The sequence below is a fragment of the Glycomyces lechevalierae genome (genome assembly GCF_027622945.1).
GTDB lineage: Bacteria > Actinomycetota > Actinomycetes > Mycobacteriales > Micromonosporaceae > Glycomyces > Glycomyces rutgersensis.
Window position 1 is genome coordinate 143,745 of record NZ_JAPZVQ010000001.1, and the last position, 15,448, is coordinate 159,192.

Annotated in this window: 18 protein-coding genes; 9 read left to right on the plus strand and 9 right to left on the minus strand. The window is 72.1% G+C overall.

Features of this window, described 5'->3' with window-relative positions:
- Positions 1-3: 3 nt before the first annotated feature.
- The 3 genes from O2L01_RS00655 to O2L01_RS00665 all read left to right on the plus strand — a co-directional run bounded on the left by O2L01_RS00655 (position 4) and on the right by O2L01_RS00665 (position 2,125).
- Positions 4-549 (plus strand): hypothetical protein, encoded by a 546-nt coding sequence (locus tag O2L01_RS00655; protein WP_270119515.1) that lies wholly within the window; start codon positions 4-6, stop codon positions 547-549.
- 34 nt (positions 550-583) lie between these two features.
- Positions 584-1,534, plus strand: a complete 951-nt coding sequence (locus O2L01_RS00660) for an ADP-ribosylglycohydrolase family protein (RefSeq protein WP_270119518.1) — start codon at positions 584-586, stop codon at positions 1,532-1,534.
- An 81-nt stretch (positions 1,535-1,615) separates the two neighbouring features.
- Positions 1,616-2,125 (plus strand): mycothiol transferase, encoded by a 510-nt coding sequence (locus O2L01_RS00665; protein WP_270119519.1) that lies wholly within the window; start codon positions 1,616-1,618, stop codon positions 2,123-2,125.
- Positions 2,126-2,203: 78 nt separating this feature from the next.
- Here O2L01_RS00665 and O2L01_RS00670 read toward each other — a convergent pair whose 3' ends face one another.
- The gene (locus O2L01_RS00670) at positions 2,204-2,953 is read right to left on the minus strand and encodes an SIR2 family NAD-dependent protein deacylase (protein ID WP_270119521.1); all 750 of its coding nucleotides are present in this window, start codon (positions 2,951-2,953) and stop codon (positions 2,204-2,206) included.
- 32 nt (positions 2,954-2,985) lie between these two features.
- Positions 2,986-3,606 carry a hypothetical protein gene (locus O2L01_RS00675; protein WP_270119522.1) on the minus strand — a complete coding sequence of 207 codons (621 nt, stop codon included), beginning with the start codon at positions 3,604-3,606 and terminating at the stop codon, positions 2,986-2,988.
- 234 nt (positions 3,607-3,840) lie between these two features.
- Here O2L01_RS00675 and O2L01_RS00680 point away from each other — a divergent pair, with 234 nt between their 5' ends.
- Entirely contained in the window at positions 3,841-5,043 is a 1,203-nt protein-coding gene (locus O2L01_RS00680) for a sulfotransferase family protein (protein WP_270119523.1), read from the plus strand.
- Here O2L01_RS00680 and O2L01_RS00685 read toward each other — a convergent pair.
- Both O2L01_RS00685 and O2L01_RS00690 read right to left on the minus strand, forming a co-directional pair.
- Entirely contained in the window at positions 5,040-5,546 is a 507-nt protein-coding gene (locus tag O2L01_RS00685; protein ID WP_270119525.1) for a hypothetical protein, read from the minus strand. The genes O2L01_RS00680 and O2L01_RS00685 overlap by 4 nt on opposite strands.
- Positions 5,547-5,575: 29 nt before the next feature.
- Positions 5,576-6,256: an NUDIX hydrolase gene (locus O2L01_RS00690; protein WP_270119526.1), complete on the minus strand. Its 681-nt coding sequence runs from the start codon at positions 6,254-6,256 to the stop codon at positions 5,576-5,578.
- Between the two features lie 72 nt (positions 6,257-6,328).
- Here O2L01_RS00690 and O2L01_RS00695 point away from each other — a divergent pair, with 72 nt between their 5' ends.
- Genes O2L01_RS00695 through O2L01_RS00705 form a run of 3 tightly spaced genes read left to right on the plus strand, consistent with a single transcriptional unit; the run spans position 6,329 to position 9,039 of the window.
- Positions 6,329-7,330 (plus strand): SPFH domain-containing protein, encoded by a 1,002-nt coding sequence (locus O2L01_RS00695; RefSeq protein WP_270119528.1) that lies wholly within the window; start codon positions 6,329-6,331, stop codon positions 7,328-7,330.
- Positions 7,327-8,232: a hypothetical protein gene (locus tag O2L01_RS00700; RefSeq protein WP_270119530.1), complete on the plus strand. Its 906-nt coding sequence runs from the start codon at positions 7,327-7,329 to the stop codon at positions 8,230-8,232. The genes O2L01_RS00695 and O2L01_RS00700 overlap by 4 nt, the downstream gene beginning before the upstream one ends.
- A 39-nt stretch (positions 8,233-8,271) precedes the next feature.
- A complete protein-coding gene (locus O2L01_RS00705; protein WP_270119532.1) occupies positions 8,272-9,039 on the plus strand; it encodes a GNAT family N-acetyltransferase in 768 nt (255 codons plus the stop codon).
- On the opposite strand, the gene O2L01_RS00710 is transcribed toward O2L01_RS00705, so the two are convergent.
- Positions 9,036-10,622: a Na+/H+ antiporter gene (locus O2L01_RS00710; protein ID WP_270119534.1), complete on the minus strand. Its 1,587-nt coding sequence runs from the start codon at positions 10,620-10,622 to the stop codon at positions 9,036-9,038. The two genes, O2L01_RS00705 and O2L01_RS00710, sit on opposite strands and share 4 nt — an antisense overlap.
- Before the next feature lie 37 nt (positions 10,623-10,659).
- On the minus strand, positions 10,660-11,628 hold the full coding sequence (locus O2L01_RS00715; RefSeq protein WP_270119535.1) for a S41 family peptidase: 969 nt from the start codon (positions 11,626-11,628) through the stop codon (positions 10,660-10,662).
- A gap of 81 nt (positions 11,629-11,709) precedes the next feature.
- Here O2L01_RS00715 and O2L01_RS00720 point away from each other — a divergent pair, with 81 nt between their 5' ends.
- Positions 11,710-12,222 carry an ArsR/SmtB family transcription factor gene (locus O2L01_RS00720; protein WP_270119537.1) on the plus strand — a complete coding sequence of 171 codons (513 nt, stop codon included), beginning with the start codon at positions 11,710-11,712 and terminating at the stop codon, positions 12,220-12,222.
- Here O2L01_RS00720 and O2L01_RS00725 read toward each other — a convergent pair.
- Genes O2L01_RS00725 through O2L01_RS00735 form a run of 3 tightly spaced genes read right to left on the minus strand, consistent with a single transcriptional unit; the run spans position 12,206 to position 14,672 of the window.
- Positions 12,206-12,871 (minus strand): response regulator, encoded by a 666-nt coding sequence (locus tag O2L01_RS00725; RefSeq protein ID WP_270119540.1) that lies wholly within the window; start codon positions 12,869-12,871, stop codon positions 12,206-12,208. The two genes, O2L01_RS00720 and O2L01_RS00725, sit on opposite strands and share 17 nt — an antisense overlap.
- Positions 12,868-13,986: a sensor histidine kinase gene (locus O2L01_RS00730; RefSeq protein WP_270120471.1), complete on the minus strand. Its 1,119-nt coding sequence runs from the start codon at positions 13,984-13,986 to the stop codon at positions 12,868-12,870. Before O2L01_RS00730 ends, O2L01_RS00725 begins: the two co-directional genes overlap by 4 nt.
- Before the next feature lie 5 nt (positions 13,987-13,991).
- Positions 13,992-14,672, minus strand: a complete 681-nt coding sequence (locus tag O2L01_RS00735) for a DUF2306 domain-containing protein (protein ID WP_270119541.1) — start codon at positions 14,670-14,672, stop codon at positions 13,992-13,994.
- Between the two features lie 95 nt (positions 14,673-14,767).
- Between O2L01_RS00735 and O2L01_RS00740 the strand changes: the two genes are divergently transcribed.
- Positions 14,768-15,325, plus strand: coding sequence for a GNAT family N-acetyltransferase (locus O2L01_RS00740; RefSeq protein ID WP_270119543.1), 558 nt, complete (start codon positions 14,768-14,770; stop codon positions 15,323-15,325).
- Positions 15,326-15,448 lie beyond the last annotated feature (123 nt).

Below are 15,448 nucleotides of genomic sequence, written 5' to 3' on the forward strand. Positions count from 1 at the left end.
ACCATGGAGACCTTCACCGCCCCCGAGAAGATGAGCCGCGACATGCGCCGCAACGGCGTCACGATCTGCGCGTTCTTCGGACTCGGCTGGTTCATCGGCGGCGCCGGCCAGCTCGGCGACGGCGCGCCCTACTGGATCGGGCTCGCGCTCGCCGCGGCCGTCAGCATCGGGCTCGTCGTCGCGGTCCCCCGCGTCGAATCGGCCCGGGAGCGGCCGCGCGAGCTGCCGAAGGACTGGGCGCGGCGGTACGGGATCTGGATCGGCTTCGAGGTCGTCCTCATCGTCGCCGCCATCCTCGTCCTCCGCGCCCTGGACCTCACCGCGTTCCTTCCCGGCACCATCGCGGCCATCGTCGGCGCGCACTTCATCCCGCTCGCCCCGGCCTTCGACGAACCGAAGTACCGCTGGACCGGGTACGCGATGATCATCGCGGGCATCGCCGGCATCGCCGCCGGTCCCGGCGGGGTCGTGCTCGCCGGGGCGGTGGCCGGCTTCGGCTCCGCCGCGGCCCTCTGGGCGACCGGCGCGGCGGTCCTCAAACGCGGCTAGTCCGCTTGCCCCGCAGCGATACAGTCGGCGCACCATGACTGAGAAGAGGAACGGCATGGCCGCATCGTTGTCCTGGCGGTCCCGGGCGCGCGGGTCGCTGCTGCTCGCCGCCTGCGCGGACGCGATCGGCTCCGTCTTCGAAGGCCACCGCGGCCTCGACCCCGAGGCCGTGGCCGCCGCCGTCGACCGACCGAAGGTGCCGCTGCAGTGGACGGACGACACCGCGCAGATGCTGGTCCTCGCCGAACACCTTGCCGCGCAAGAGGGCCGGATCGACATGGACGCGCTCGCCGCCGCGTTCGGCGCGGCCTGGGCCGCCGAACCGTCCCGCGGGTACGGCCCCGGCGCGGTGACGATGCTCGCGCAGATCGCCGCAGGGACGCCCTGGCAGTCGGCAGCGAGGGCCGTGTTCGACGGCGCCGGGTCGCTCGGCAACGGTGCGGCCATGCGCGTCGCGCCGATCGGACTGCTCCCCGGCCGCAACCTCGACGACGTGGCAGCCGCGGCCGTGACCTCAGCCCTCGTCTCACACGTCCACCCCGAAGGCATCGACGGCGCGGTCGCCCAGGCGCTGGCCGTCGCCATCGCCGCGAACACGCCGGGAACCGAACGCCCGCAGGCGAACGAGTTCATCGAGCAGATCACCGCCCGCACTGCCACCGCGGCGTTCGCGGCCGACCTGCAGGCCGTCCCGAGCCTCATCGACGGGCCCGCGAGCGCCATCGGCGAGCGGTTCCGGTGCGACGCCACCGCGCTCGGCGCCGTGCCCGCTTCGATCGCGGTGTTCCTGCGCCATCCGGACGATCCGAGGGCCGCGATCAAGGAGGCGATCGGCCTCGGCGGCGACACGGACACCATCGCCGCGATGACCGCCGGGATCTGCGGCGCCTACTGCGGTGAGGACGCCGTCCCGGCGTCCTGGACCGCAGTGCTCGAACAGGCCGCGCGGGTGCTCGCCGCCGCCGACGGCATCGCCGGACCCTGATCGCCCTGCTCCGCGGACGTGGCCGGACGGCGGTGCGAGGATGGACGAGGTACCAACGGCGGCTATGGAAGAGGAGAGCTCATGGAGGTCAGCGACGTCTTCGCGGACGCGTTCTCGAGAGTGCAGGAGGAAGTGCACGCGGTCCTGGACGGCCTCTCGCAGGAGGACCTGGACGCGCGGCCAGGACCCGCGGCGAACTCGATCGGGTGGCTGGTGTGGCACATCGCGCGGGTCCAGGACGACCACGTCGCCGATGTGGCCGGGCGCGAGCAGACCTGGACTGGCGACGGCTGGCACGACCGGTTCTCCCTCAGCCTCGAACCCCGCGACATCGGGTACGGGCACACGAGCGAGCAGGTCGAGCAGGTCAGCGGCATCAAGGCGAGCGAGCTGCTGGCGTACTACGACGCCGTGCACGAGGCGACGCTCGGCTACGTCTCGACGCTCGCGGCGGCCGATCTCGACCGGATCGTCGACACCCGCTGGGACCCGGCGGTGACGCTCGGGGTGCGGCTGGTGAGCGTCGTCAACGACAATCAGCAGCACACGGGCCAGGCCATGTACGTGCGCGGCCTGCTCGAATCGCGCTGATCCGGAGGCTCAAGACACGAAGCGCCGCAGGCGCAAGACACGAGGCGCCGCGGGCTCACAACGCGTGGCGCGGCAGGCTCAGACACCGAGGAGCCGCGGCAGTGCCTCACCGATCGGCTCGCGCAGCACCGCGTCGGCGACCTCGTCGTACGGAGTCGGCTCGGCGTTGAGGATCACCAGGCGCGCGCCGTGCGCCTGCGCGTAGTCGCAGAGTCCGGCGGCCGGATAGACCCCGAGGGACGTGCCGATCGCGGCGAACAGGTCCGCTTCGCGGGTCGCGTCGATCGCGGCGTCCAGGACCTCGCCGTCGAGCTGCTGGCCGAAGGAGACGGTCGCGGACTTCAAGATGCCGCCGCAGACGAGGCAGGGCGGATCGGTCTCGCCCGCTTCGATTCTCGGCAGCACGTCGGTCATCGGCCCGCGCGCGCCGCAATCGAGGCAGGCGGCTTCGCGGGCGGTGCCGTGGAGCTCGATCACCTGCTCGGAGCCGGCGGCCTGGTGGAGGCCGTCGGTGTTCTGGGTGATGACGGCTCGCAGTCGTCCGGTGCGGGCGAAGTCGGCGAGGGCGCGGTGCGCGGTGTTCGGCTCCGCGGTCCAGAGCGGGCTCTTGAGGCGGGCGGCCCAGGCCTGGCGGCGGACTTCGGGGTCGGCGAGGTAGTTGTCGATGGTGAAGAGCTTCTCGGCGGCCGGGTTCTTCGTCCAGACCCCTTGGGGGCCGCGGAAGTCGGGGATGCCGGAGTCGGTGGAGACGCCCGCGCCGGTGAGGACCGTGATCGAGGCGGCCTCGCTGAACCAGCGGGCCGCCTCGGTGGTGGAAGTGGTGCTCATCGACGGAACGTACCGCATGGGCACTGTCGCCGTCAGAGCCCGTCGCGGACCATGGCCTCGACGATCTCGACGTGCCGGTCGGCGTTGGTCTGGGAGAACTCGCTGTCGTAGTTCAGTCCGTAGGGCCAGAAGTGCGAGCCGTCGCATTTGATGGCCGCGCTCGAGCCGTCGTACTGCCGCACGAGGGCGGTGGCCTGGGCGCCGTTGTAGGTGCCGCCGCAGCCGAGCGCGCCCCAGCGGCTGCTGGTGCCGACGCCGATGGTGTGGGAGATCTCGTGGAGCGCGGTGCGCTCGTTCATGGAGGCCTTGGCGCCGAAACGGATGGTGCCGTTGATGTTCCCGTCGGCGGTGGGGACGCTCGGCTCGTAGTGGACGGTGATGTTCTTGCCGAGGTCGCTCAGGTTGTTGTAGCGGGCGACGGCGGCGTTCATCGCGGCCGTGATGCGGTTGTAGGCGTCCTGCTGGTCGGCGGTCGGGTTCTGGGCGCGCACGAGCGTCCAGGTGATGGTGCTCTGGCGCGCCTCGACGGCATCGGCCGGCGAATCGGCCTGGGCCGGGGCCGCGAACGGGTTGAGGAGCAGGGCGAGCGCGGCCAGCGCGGCGAGCGCGAGGAGTCGGAACCGGTTGCGGGCGTGGGGAGGTGCGGGGGTCATGCGGTGTTCCCATCCGTGCGTGACCGACATACTGTTATCGATCACCTTCAATATGATGATTCAGCATAAAGACTGACGAGCTATAGCGCAAGGGGCGCAATATCATTGACCAGACATTCGGGCGATGCGCCACAGAGGTGCGACGGGCCGGACGATCCGGCAGTACTGGACCCGGACCGGCGGCTATGCGAGAATGGCGCGCATTCGACCCCTCACGGACGGGAAGCAACCCCTATGCGCCGCAAGTCCATGACCACGAGCGTCCTCAACGTGCTGCTGCAGCCCACCATGGCCGGCCGCCGCAGTCCCGACAAGGTCTTCGACGGCATCGTCGCCAAGGCCGAGCGGTCCACCGGAGGCGACCGCGCCGCCGTCAAGGAGTTCCTCGACGGCATGCGCGTCCTCAACCGCCGCTTCGCCGAGAGCCCGCGGCTGAGCCCGATGGGCTGGCAGAGCGTCCAGGGCGACCTGCGCCTGCGCATCGAGAACCGCCTCCGCGTGCAGCGCCTCGTCACCGAGCACCCCGAGATCGCGGCCGAGCCGATCGAGAAGCCGGTCTTCATCGTCGGACTCCCCCGCACCGCGACGACCCTGGCGCACAACATCATCGCCAAGTCCGCCGACCACCGCGGCCCCGCGCTGTGGGAGTGGATGTTCACGGACATCGACCGCGGCGAGGAGGCGAGGCGGCGCCGCATCAAGCAGACCGAGCGCCTGGTCGGCACCTTCATGCGCCTCGCCCCGGCGTTCAAGGTGATCCACCCGCTCAACGCCGAGAAGCCTGACGAGTGCAACTACCTGCTGCCGCACGGCACCCAGCACATCGCGCGGGTCCACATGCCGAAGTACTACGAGTGGATCGAGCAGCGCGACACCCTGCCCGACTACGAGTATCTGAAGGTCGCGCTGCAGGTGCTCCAGTACGGGCGCGAGCGCAAGCGCTGGATCCTCAAGTCCCCCATGCACCTCGACCACCTGCCGGAGATCCGCAAGGTCTTCCCGGACGCGACCATCGTGTGGACCCATCGCGACCCGATCACGGTGCTCGGGTCGCTGTGCTCGCTCGTGGAGTCCTCGCAGGTCATGCATGAGCGCAATCCCGACCTGCATGCGATCGGCGCGACCTGGCTGCGCATCCAGGCCACCGCGATCGACCGCGCCCGCAAGGCCCGCGTCGACTGGCCGCGCTCCTCCTTCGTGGACGTGCCCTACCCGTGGCTCGCCGCCGAGCCGCACGACAAGGTCCCGCTCCTCTACGAACGCCTGGGCGCCAAGTGGACCGAGGCCGACGCCCGCACCCTCGACTCCGTCCTCGCCCGCCCCGGCATCGGCCGCCAGCACGAATACGAGCTCGGCCGCTACGGCCTCACCCCGCAGCAGGTGGAGGACGCCTTCGGCGACTACCCGAGAATGGTCGAGAAACTCCGCCTGGACTAAGCATCCGTCGGCGTTCCGCGCGGCCCCAGGAAGTCGTCGATCACGTCGATCATCGCTCGCGCTTCTTCTTGGCCGAACATGTCTTCAACATCGTTCTGCGACTCTGACAGCGCCGCAGCCCTGCGGACCTGCAGCAGATCACGGATCGCGTCCTGCCCGGCGGGTCCCCAGCGGGTCCACTCCGCCAGCCGCAGTCGGTCGAGCAGGATCTCGAGATTCGGGTGGTCGAAGCCGGTCGTACAGGCGATGTCCAGGAGTCGCGGTACGAAGTAGCGGAAGTCGGCTTCAGTGCCGACCGTCGTCAGTGCTTTCGCAGCGTACCGCCGCAACATGTCAGCCGTCATGTCGCGCAACGGCACCGGTGCGAGCAGCGCCGCCGTGTCGCGGTTGGTCCAGCAGTGCGGGCAGGCCTCGATCGCGGTCGGCCGCGGAATGTGGGCGAAGGCCGCGTAGAGGCGGTTGAGGGCGGCGGACAGCCGCTGCGCAGGGTCCGGTGGGGTCACTCGTGGACAGTAGCTCCGGAGCGGGCCGCTCAGCCATTGGGTTTGCGGCGGAGGATCGGGGGGTTGAGGAGGACGGCGTCGCCGCGGCGGTAGAGGCGGGCGGGGCGGCCGGGTTCGCCCTCCGTCGAATGGCCGGTCGATTCCACGAAGCCGGGCGTAGAAGTGGCCTTGCGGTGGAAGTTGCGCGGGTCGAGTTCCTCGCCCCAGACCGCTTCGTAGACCTGCCGCAGGGCGGCGATGGTGAACTCGGGCGGGCAGAACGCCGCCGCGAGGGGCGTGTACTCGAGTTTGGAGCGGGCGCGTTCGATGCCGTCGGCGAGAATGCGGTCGTGGTCGAAGGCGAGGCCGAGCTTGCCGATCGGCGTCCAGGCCGCCGCTGCCGCATCGGTTCCCGCTGTGGGCGTGGGGAGGTCGGGCAGGAGCGCGAGGTAGGCGACGGTGACGACGCGGCCGCGCGGGTCGCGGTCGGGGGCGCCGTAGCTCCCGAGCTGTTCGAGGTGGCCGGCCGGGCCGTCGAGGCCCGTCTCCTCGGCGAGCTCGCGTTTCGCGGCCGCGTCGAGGTCCTCGTCGGCGAGGACGAAGCCGCCGGGCAGCGCCCAGCGGCCGAGGTGGGGCTCGATGCCCCGTTGCACCAGAAGCACGTTCAACTCGCCATCGCGGACCGTGAGGACCACGAGGTCGACAGTGACGGCGAACACCGGATAACTCATTATCACCACCTTGACGATAAGGTATCATATGGATTATCGTCAGAATGACGAGAAAAAAGGAGGCCCACCCCGATGGCCGATGTCACGAAGCTCCTGTTCCTGCGCCACCTGCGCGGCACCCCCACCGTCTGGGTCCGGTGCCAGAAGCGCGGCCGCACCGTGCGCGAGGGCACGAGCCAGTCGTTCTGGTACCGCCCGCTGGTCGCCGTACTGTCCGAAGTGCCCGTCGACGACCGCGAACTGCCCCTGATGTTCCACGCCCGCACCGCCGACTTCGCCGACGTGACCGTCCAGGCGACCGTCACCTACCGGATCGACGACCCGGCGCTGGCCGCCACGCGGCTCGACTTCTCCGTCGACCCGTACCGCGGCCAGGCCCGCGCCCGGCCGCTCGACCAGGTCGCGACCCTGCTCACCGAGCTCGCGCAGCAGCCCGCGATCGACCTGCTCGCCCGGCTGCCGCTGGCCGAGGCGCTCACCAGCGCCGTGCCGCAACTGCGCGAGGACGTCGCCGCGGCACTCGCCGAGGACGCCCGGCTGGCCGACATCGGCGTGGCCGTCGTCAGCGCCCGCGTCGTCGCCGTGCGGCCCGAACCGGAGCTGGAGCGCTCGCTGCAGACCCCGACCCGTGAAGCGGTGCAGCAAGACGCGGACAAGGCCACCTACTCGCGGCGGGCCCAGGCCGTCGAACAGGAGCGCGCGATCGCCGAGAACGAGCTGCAGAACAAGATCGAGCTGGCCCGGCGCGAGCAGCAGCTCGTCGAACAGAAGGGCGCCAACGCGAGACGGCAGGCCGAGCTGTCCGCCGCCGCCGGACTCGCTGCGGCCCAAGGCGAGGCCGAGCGGGAGCGCACGCTCGCCTCGGCTCAAGCCGACAAGGTTCGGGTCGTGGGCGCGGCCGAGGCCGAAGCGGAGGCGGCCCGCCTCGCCGCGTACCGGGACCTGCCGGCCTCGGTCCTGCAGGGTCTGGCGCTGCGGGAGCTCGCGGGCCAGCTGCCGGAGATCGGGCAGATCACGATCACCCCGGACCTGCTGACCGGGACGCTCTCGCGCCTCGCCGACGGGCCGCGATGAGCGCGACCCTGGCACCCCGGGTGGTGGTCGTGAGCCGCCGCAGCGAGCTGGACGAACTGCTCGTGCGGCACGGCACCCGCGCCGCGGCCGAGCACTTCCTGCGCCAGCGCGGCCGGGATCTGAACGAGGTCGCGGCGCGGCACGAGGCGCTCCTGGCGGCGCTCACCACTGTGGACGCGGCGGTCCCGGCCGACTGGCGCCGGGGCCGGGTGGACCGGGAGGACCTGCCGCGGTTCCTGTTCGGGCCCGAGGACATCGTGGTCGCGGTCGGGCAGGACGGCCTCGTGGCGAACCTGTCGAAATACCTCTCGGGCCAGCCGGTGATCGGGGTGGACCCTGAGCCGGGGCGGAACCCGGGCGTGCTGATCCGGTTCCGCGCCAAGGCGATCGGCGCGGCGCTCCGGGCGGCGGCCGCGAACGCGGCGACCGTGGAGCGGTTGTCGATGGTCACCGCGCGGCTCGACGACGGGCAGGTGCTGGCCGGGCTCAACGAGGTGTACGCGGGCCACGGCACGCACCAGTCCGCGCGCTACCGGTTGATCGGGGCGGACGGTCGGGAGGAGCGGCAGTCGTCCTCGGGCGTCCTGGTCGGCACGGGCACCGGGGCGACGGGTTGGACGGCGTCGATCGCGGCCGACCGCGGCTGGAGCCGGGGCCTGCCCACACCGGAGGCGCCGTCGCTTTCGTGGTTCGTCAGGGAGGCCTGGCCGTCGCCGTCGACGGGCGCGACCTTGACGGCGGGCATGCTGCACGCCGGGGAGGAGCTGCGGCTGGTCTGCGAGAGCGAACGGCTCGTGGTCTTCGCGGACGGCGTGGAGTCCGACCACCTCACGGTCACGTGGGGCCAGCAGGTCGCGATCGGACTGGCCGATCAGCACCTGCAACTGGTCGTCCCGGGGTAGGCGTTGCGAAGCGCCGGCGTTCAGGGCATCGTTGCGGGCATGACGAATCCGACCACTACCGCTCCCCTGTCGCCGGCGCTCGCGGACGCGCCGCGGCTCCAAGCCCGCAACTCCGCCGCGTTCTGGGCCGCGACCGGCCGCTCGCGCGGGCACGAGGTGATCCGCGACCGCGCGTTCCTGGCCGTGCGCGGCGATGAGCGCGCGGGCCTGCGTGTGCTGCTTCAGGAACCTGACCTCACTGGGGACGAGCTGGAGGCGATCGCGGAGCTGGTGCACGGCGCGGCCGGGCCGGTCGACATGGAGGACCCGTTCAGCTCGACCGCGCTCGGGCACTTGGGCGTGGGGTCGTGGCAGATGCCGATCATGCTGCGCCTGCCCGGCGCGGTGGACGCGCCCGCCGTTGCGGTGCAACGGGTCCGGGAGGAAGCGGAGCTGCTGGGGGCCGAGCGGGCCGTGATCGAGAGCTTCGGCCTGGGCCGCTTCGAGCCGTACCGGCCCGGCGAGATGTTCCCGAAGGCGATCCTCGACGAGCCCGGCGTCGCGCTCTTCGTCGCGCATGTGGACGGCGAGGTCGCCGGGGCGTGCGTCACGGTGGAGGCCAACGGTTTCGCGAGCCACTACTGGGTCGGCACGACCGAGGCCGCGCGCTCGCGGGGCGTCGGCCGGGCCGTCATGCTCGGTTCGCTGGAGCCGCTGGCGGGCGTGCCGGTCACGCTCACCGCCTCGAAACTGGGCGTGCCGCTGTACGAGAAGCTGGGCTTCACGGCGGCCTCGCCGTCGACGTGGTGGTCCTCGAGCCGCGCCTAGTCGTCCTGGTCGGGGTCTTCGAGCAGGCGCATCTCCTCGATGTCGAGTCTGTACTGCATCTGGCGCAGCACGGCGTCGTCGATGCGCCGCTCGTTGCGCAGCCGCACCAGGACCGTGCGCTTCTCGGCGATGACCGCGAGGCGCAGCCGGTCGTAGTCGCCGTGCACCCGCGGCACCGTGCCGTCCCCGTCCTCGTCGGGGTCGGCCTCGAGGAGGTCGAGGTGCTCGCGCATCTCGGTCTGCAAGCGGGACAAGGCGTCCGCGTGCACGTCGAGTTCGGCGGCGAGGCGCGGCAGGGCCTCGGCGGCGGCGTTCGAGGTCCGCAGCCGCGCGTAGTGCAGCTCCTCGTCCGGCTCGGTGTCGGCGGGCAGCCGGGCCCAGCGGATGACCGCCGGGAGGAAGATCGCGGGCAGGAGCATCACGACGATGACGCCGAAGGTCACGAACACGATCGTGTCGCGGGCGGGGAACGGCGCGCCGGAGTCGAGCGTGGTCGGCACCGCGATCGCGATCGCCAGCGAGATCGCGCCGCGGAAGCCCGAGAGGCCCGCGACGAAGCGGGACCGGTTGCTCACCCGCAGCAGCCGCTGCTTCGGGCGCCGGTCGATCAGGCGGATCAGGTACGCGGAGATGTACAGGAACGCGAGGCGCACCGCGACCATCACGAGGGCGGTCGCCACGACCAGGCCGAGGGCCTGGCGGAGGTCCGCGCCTTCCATGCCGCGCACGGCGGCCTGCGACTCGATGCCGATGAGGACGAACAGGGCGCCGTTGAGCAGGAACGTGGCGAAGCCCCAGGTCGCGAAGACCTGCCGCCGGGCCGGGGCGCTGCCGTAGACCGGGCTGGTCTGGCTGACGATGAGCCCGGCCGCGACCGCTGCGAGCACGCCGGACGCGTGGATGAGCTCGGCGAGGAGGTAACCGGTGAACGGGATGAGGAAGAAGATCGTGCTCGCGGTGATCGTGTCGGTCACCTTGCGGCGCACCATGACCCAGAGGACGGCCGAGAGCACGCCCGCGCCGATGCCGCCCGCGTAGGAGACGATGAACTCCCAGCCGACGTGCACGGCACTCAGGTGCTGCTCCCCCACGACCACACCGACGGCGAGGCCGAAGACGACGAGCGCAGTGCCGTCGTTGACGAGGCTCTCGGCGCGCAGGACCATGAGCTGGCGGCGGGGCAGGTAGCGCGAAACGACGTTCACGGCGGTGGCGTCCGTGGGCGCGAGCGCCGCGCCGAGCACCCACGCCGGGCCCCAGGGGAGCCCGAACGCGTGCGCGGTCGCGGCGATCGCGCCCGCCGTGAGCACGACGAGGATGGTGCTGGTGAGGAAGATGCCGCGCCGGTACCGGCGGATCTCGCGCAGCGAGGTGTTGAACGCCTCCCACCACAGCAGCGCGGGCAGGAACAGCAGCAGGACCACCTCGGACGGCAGCTCCAGCGCCCCGAAGGCCGGGATGAGGCCGAGGAGGACGCCGACGCCGAGTTGCAGGACGGGGGCGGCGATCCCCGTGCGCTGCGCGCCGATCCGGCAGGCGACGAGCGCCGCGCCGATCACGACGACGAGTTCAAGCCCGAGCATGGGCAGTATCCTCCCACCATCGCGCGGCGCGACGGCGTCAGCTGCGGTTTTCGCCCTCCAGCTCGCGCAGCGCGCGGGCGGCTTCGGCGGCGACCTGGGCGCGGAAGCCTTCGGCGCCAAGGGAGCCCACGGCTTCGAGAGCGAGGCGGTGGGCTTCGGTCAGGGCTTCGGCCGCGGCGGTCGGCACGTCCGGGACGACGCCGGTGCCCTCCCAGTTGCCGCCCGAGATCGGGCTGACCGAGCGGGCGATCGGGATCGTGACCTCGAGGTGCGAGTCCACTTTGAAGCCGTCGCGCGGGTGCGCGCCGCCCCGGGTCCGCTCGCCGACGACGACCGCCCGGCCGTGCTCCTGGAGGTCGAAGCTCAGGGCCTCGCCGCCGGAGAAGGTCCGCTCGCTCGTGAGCACCCACATCGGTTTGGTGCCGCCGAACTTCGGGAGGGGCACGTGCGAGGTCCAGAGCTGCGTGAACTTGTCGGGGTCGCGCCGGGCCATGCCCGAGAGCTGCACGGGCTCGACGCCGGTGAAGAAGCTGTAGGCCCAGGCGACCATGGTCGGGTCGCCGCCGAGGCATTCGCGCAGGTCGACGATGAGGGCGTCCGTGGCGGCGAGCAGGTGCATCGCCGCGGTGAGGCGGACCTCCGCGACCGACGGCGGGAAGAACAGCGGCGCGATCGCCAGCAGGCCGATGTTGCCCGGCAGGCGCTGCGCGTTCGCGACGCCGCCGCACGTGAGGTCGGCCCACTCCGCCATCTGGCGGAGCTGGGTCTCCTCGTCGTCGTGGGTCTCGCTCAGCAGGGCCTCGCTGTACTTGAGGCGCAGGTGGAGGTCGCCGTTGACCGACTGCAGGTCGGTCGTGACGAGTTCGGCGAGGCGGGCCTCGTCGGCGCCCTCGTAGCGGCCCTCGGCGGCCGCGGCGGTGAGGATCGCGCCGAGCTCGGCGGCGACCTCGGGGAAGACGTAGTGCTCGTCGAGCAGTTTCACGATCTGCGCGATGACGGCGGACATCGGGACCTCCAAGGGGATTGGGTGACACAAGAAGTAGACCACCGATTTGACAAAGCGTCCAGTTTTCTGGACGCTTGAATCATGGACGCACCGGAGACCGAGGAGCTGACCCTCACGACCCCGCAGCAGTACCGGGCGCTCGGCCATCCCGTGCGCCACCGGCTCCTCTTCGCGCTCGGGCGGGAGAGCGCGACGCTCAGCGGGCTCGCGACCGAGCTCGGCATCAGCAAGGGCAGCGCCGGCCACCACCTGAAGGTGCTGCGCGAGGCCGGGCTCGTGCAGCTCGACGGCACCCGCCGGGTCAGGGGCGGGACCGAGCAGCGCTTCAAGCGCACCGCCGCACGGCTCCGCTTCGACAGCGGAGAGACCACGAGAGCGCTCCTCGCGGCCGTCGCCGATGGCATGCTCACCGACGACGACCCGCTCATGCTGCTGCGGGGCGTCCGCTTGAGCGGGGCCCAGGCGCAGCGGCTGCGCGCGACCCTGGAGTCGCTGGTGCACGAACTCCCCGACGAGGAAGGCGAAGCACGCTACGGCGTCCTCGTCGGCCTGTACCGGCCCGTTGCGCCCCAACAGGTCAGCGATCGCGACTGACGTCCCCGCCGGCTCGGCCGGACTCGTACGCCCACATCGCGGCCTCCACGCGGTTGCGGACGCCGAGCTTGGCGAGGACCCCGGCGATGTGGACCTTGACCGTGCCGAGGGAGAGGAAGAGCCGCGCGCCGATCTCGGTGTTGGTGAAGCCCAGGGCGAGGAGCGCGAGCACGTCCTCCTCGCGGGCGGTGAGCGGCGCGGACGGCTCGCGCACCTTCCGGCTCGGGCGCGAGAACTCGCCGAGGAGGCGGAGGGTGACCTGCGGGGCGATGAGCGCGTCGCCGTGGGCGGCCGCGCGCACGGCTTCGGCGATCAGGTGCGGGCCGGACTCCTTGAGCAGGAAGCCCTTCGCGCCGGCGCGGAGCGCGCCGTGCACGTACTCGTCGAGGTCGAAGGTCGTGATGACCACGACCGCGATCGGGTCGGCGACCCGGTCCCCCGCGAGCAGCGAGGTGACCTCGATGCCGTTGAGGCCCGGCATGCGGATGTCCACGAGCGCCACATCGGGCCGGACCCGCTGCGCGAGCCGGGCGGCTTCGACGCCGTCGGCGGCCTCGCCCACGACCTCGATGCCCGGCTGGGCGGCGAGGAGGAGGCGCAGGCCGGTGCGGACCGGCTCCTGGTCGTCGGCCACGATCACCCGGATCATCGCCGGTCCCCCAACGGAAGTGCGGCCCGCAGGGTCCAGCCGCCGGACGGGTCCGGGCCGGCGGTCATCTCGCCGCCGAGGAGCGCCGCGCGTTCGGCCATTCCCTGCAGGCCGTGGCCGCCGTTCGCATCTGAGCGGGCGGGGGCGCCGTCGTCGCGGACGACGATGCGCGCGGCGTCCGGGTCCGCGACGACCTCGATGTCGACAGTGGACGCGCCGCGGGCGTGGCGGCGGGCGTTCGTGACGCCCTCCTGCGCGATCCGGAACAGGGTCGACGCGACCACGACCGGGAGTGCTTGTGGGGCTTCGATACGCACGGCCACCCGCGGCGGGCCCGGATCGGCGAGCCGGGCGAGCTCGGGCAGGCCCGCGGTCGGCGCGAAATCGGCGGGCGCACGCAAGGTGCGCACCAGCGAGCGCATCTCCCCCAGCACCGCCTGCGCCTCGCGCTCGATCACCGTGAGGGACTCGGCGACTCGGGCGGGGTCGGCGCCCGCCACCTGGGCGCGGATCACGATCGCCGACACGTGGTGCGCGACGGTGTCGTGGAGGTCGCGGGCCAGCGCCTCGCGCTCGCGCAGCCGGACCGATTCCAACTGCCGCGCCCGTGATTCCAGGCGCTCGCGGCGCAGCGCGCCGATGAGGCACGCGCCGCCCATGAACGCGACCCCGGCGGCGAGATCCGCGAGCGGATCGCTGCCGAGCGCGCTCGAGACGATCAGGCCGGCGGCGGTCACGGTGCCGCCGATGACGCGGTCGCCGCCTGAGCCCCAGCGGAACAGGGCGTAGGGCACGGTGAGGAACACGAAGGTGGCGACGAGCGCGTTCGGTTCCAGGCCCGCGAGGGTGTGGGCGAGGGCGAAGGCCGAGGTGGCGGCAGCGAGGGCGATCGCGGTCGCGAGCGGTCGGGTGCGCCGCCAGGGCAGGACGGCGAGGATCGCGACCGTGACGAGGACCGTGGCGGCCCGCCATTCGAGGTCGGGGCGTACGGCCCCTTCGAAGGCGCACACCGCCGCGACGGCGGCGATGAGCACCAGGTCGCGCGGTCTCGGTCCGTCGGCTCCGGCGGCGCGGGGTCGGGCCCACGCGCCGCGGAGCGTACGGGACACGTCCATGTCGATCACGCGGTCATCGTCGCAGGCTTGCGCGAGGCGGCGCGCCTGCGGGCGATCACCAGTTCGGCCACGAGCGCGTTGATGAGCCACGCCGCGTCCATCTGGAGGAGCCGCGCGAGCTCGCTGGGTTCGCCGAAGAGGAGCATGGGCGGGCCCGAGGTGAGGACCTGCGTGCCCGCACCGAGCGCCAGCGCGTAGGCCCGCATCATCCAGGCGCCGTGGGCGGCGTAATCGCGGCGGCGGATCGCGGCCGCGCCGAGGACGAGGAACGCGAGCATGAGCCCGCCGACGAGGTAACGGGAGGCGGCGACCGCGCGGTCGTCGATGGCGGGGGTGTCGTAGAACGCGGTCATCCAGAGGCCCGAGGCGGCGACGAGGAGCCCGGCGGGGACGAGGAGGTAGCGGCCCGCGAAGCGGTGCCAGGCGTTGTGCCTGCGGCGCAGACGCGGCAGGAACTGGAACGCGCCGATCGTGGCGTAGACGAGGGCGGCGACGATGTGCACGACCACGGGCAGCGGCATCTGCATGAACCGGGCGTTCTCGGCGGTTGGTGTTGCGCCGGAGGCGATCTCGGTGACGCGGAAGGCGCCGGCGAGGGCGGGCACGAAGGCGAGGAGGAGGAGCCCGGCCGCGATCGGCCATTCGCGGCGGGGTCGGGGTTCGGGGCGGAGCAGGGAGGTTTCCATGGATTCATCGTGTCCTCGGTGGACCCGCGGGCGCTTCGGCCATGTGGCCAATGAGCGTCCGGCGCGGGCCGGGGCGCGGTGTGGATAATGGCGCGATGTCCTCGAACCCGCCGCTGCCCCCTTGGCCGCTCTCGCCGCCCGCGCACGGCGGCGTCGTGCTCCGCGAGGCCCGCGAGGGCGACCTCGCGATGGCGCGGGAGCTCGCGACCGACCCGTACGTGCCCACGATCGGGACGCTGCCGCCGCATGCGGACGAGGCGGAGGCGCTGGCGTGGATCCACCGGCAGCACGCCCGCTACGAGGAGGGTACGGGCTTCTCGTTCGCGATCGCGGACGCGGAAACGGATGCGGCCGTGGGGCAGTGCGGGCTGTGGCTGCGCGAGCTCGGCGAGGGCCGGGCCTCGGCGGGGTACTCGGTCGCGCCGTCCGCGCGCGGGCGGGGGTACGCGGCGGACGCGCTCGTGGCGCTCACGGCGTTCGGCTGGACCGTGCCCGGCCTGCACCGGATCGAGCTGTACATCGAGCCGTGGAACGCCGGGTCGATCCGGACCGCCGAGCGCGCCGGCTACGCCCGTGAGGGGCTGCTGCGGAGCCGTCAGGCGATCGGCGGCGTCCGTCGGGACATGCTGCTGTACGCGAACATTCGCGTTTGATAATTTCCGGAAGTTTCGGAGTCACTCCTCAATCGACTCACGGTGATCAGGTGACCGATTCCGAGGGTTCTCGTTGAAGATCGCTCCCCAGCAGTGCAAATGGCGATCGATTGCCCGCTCTCA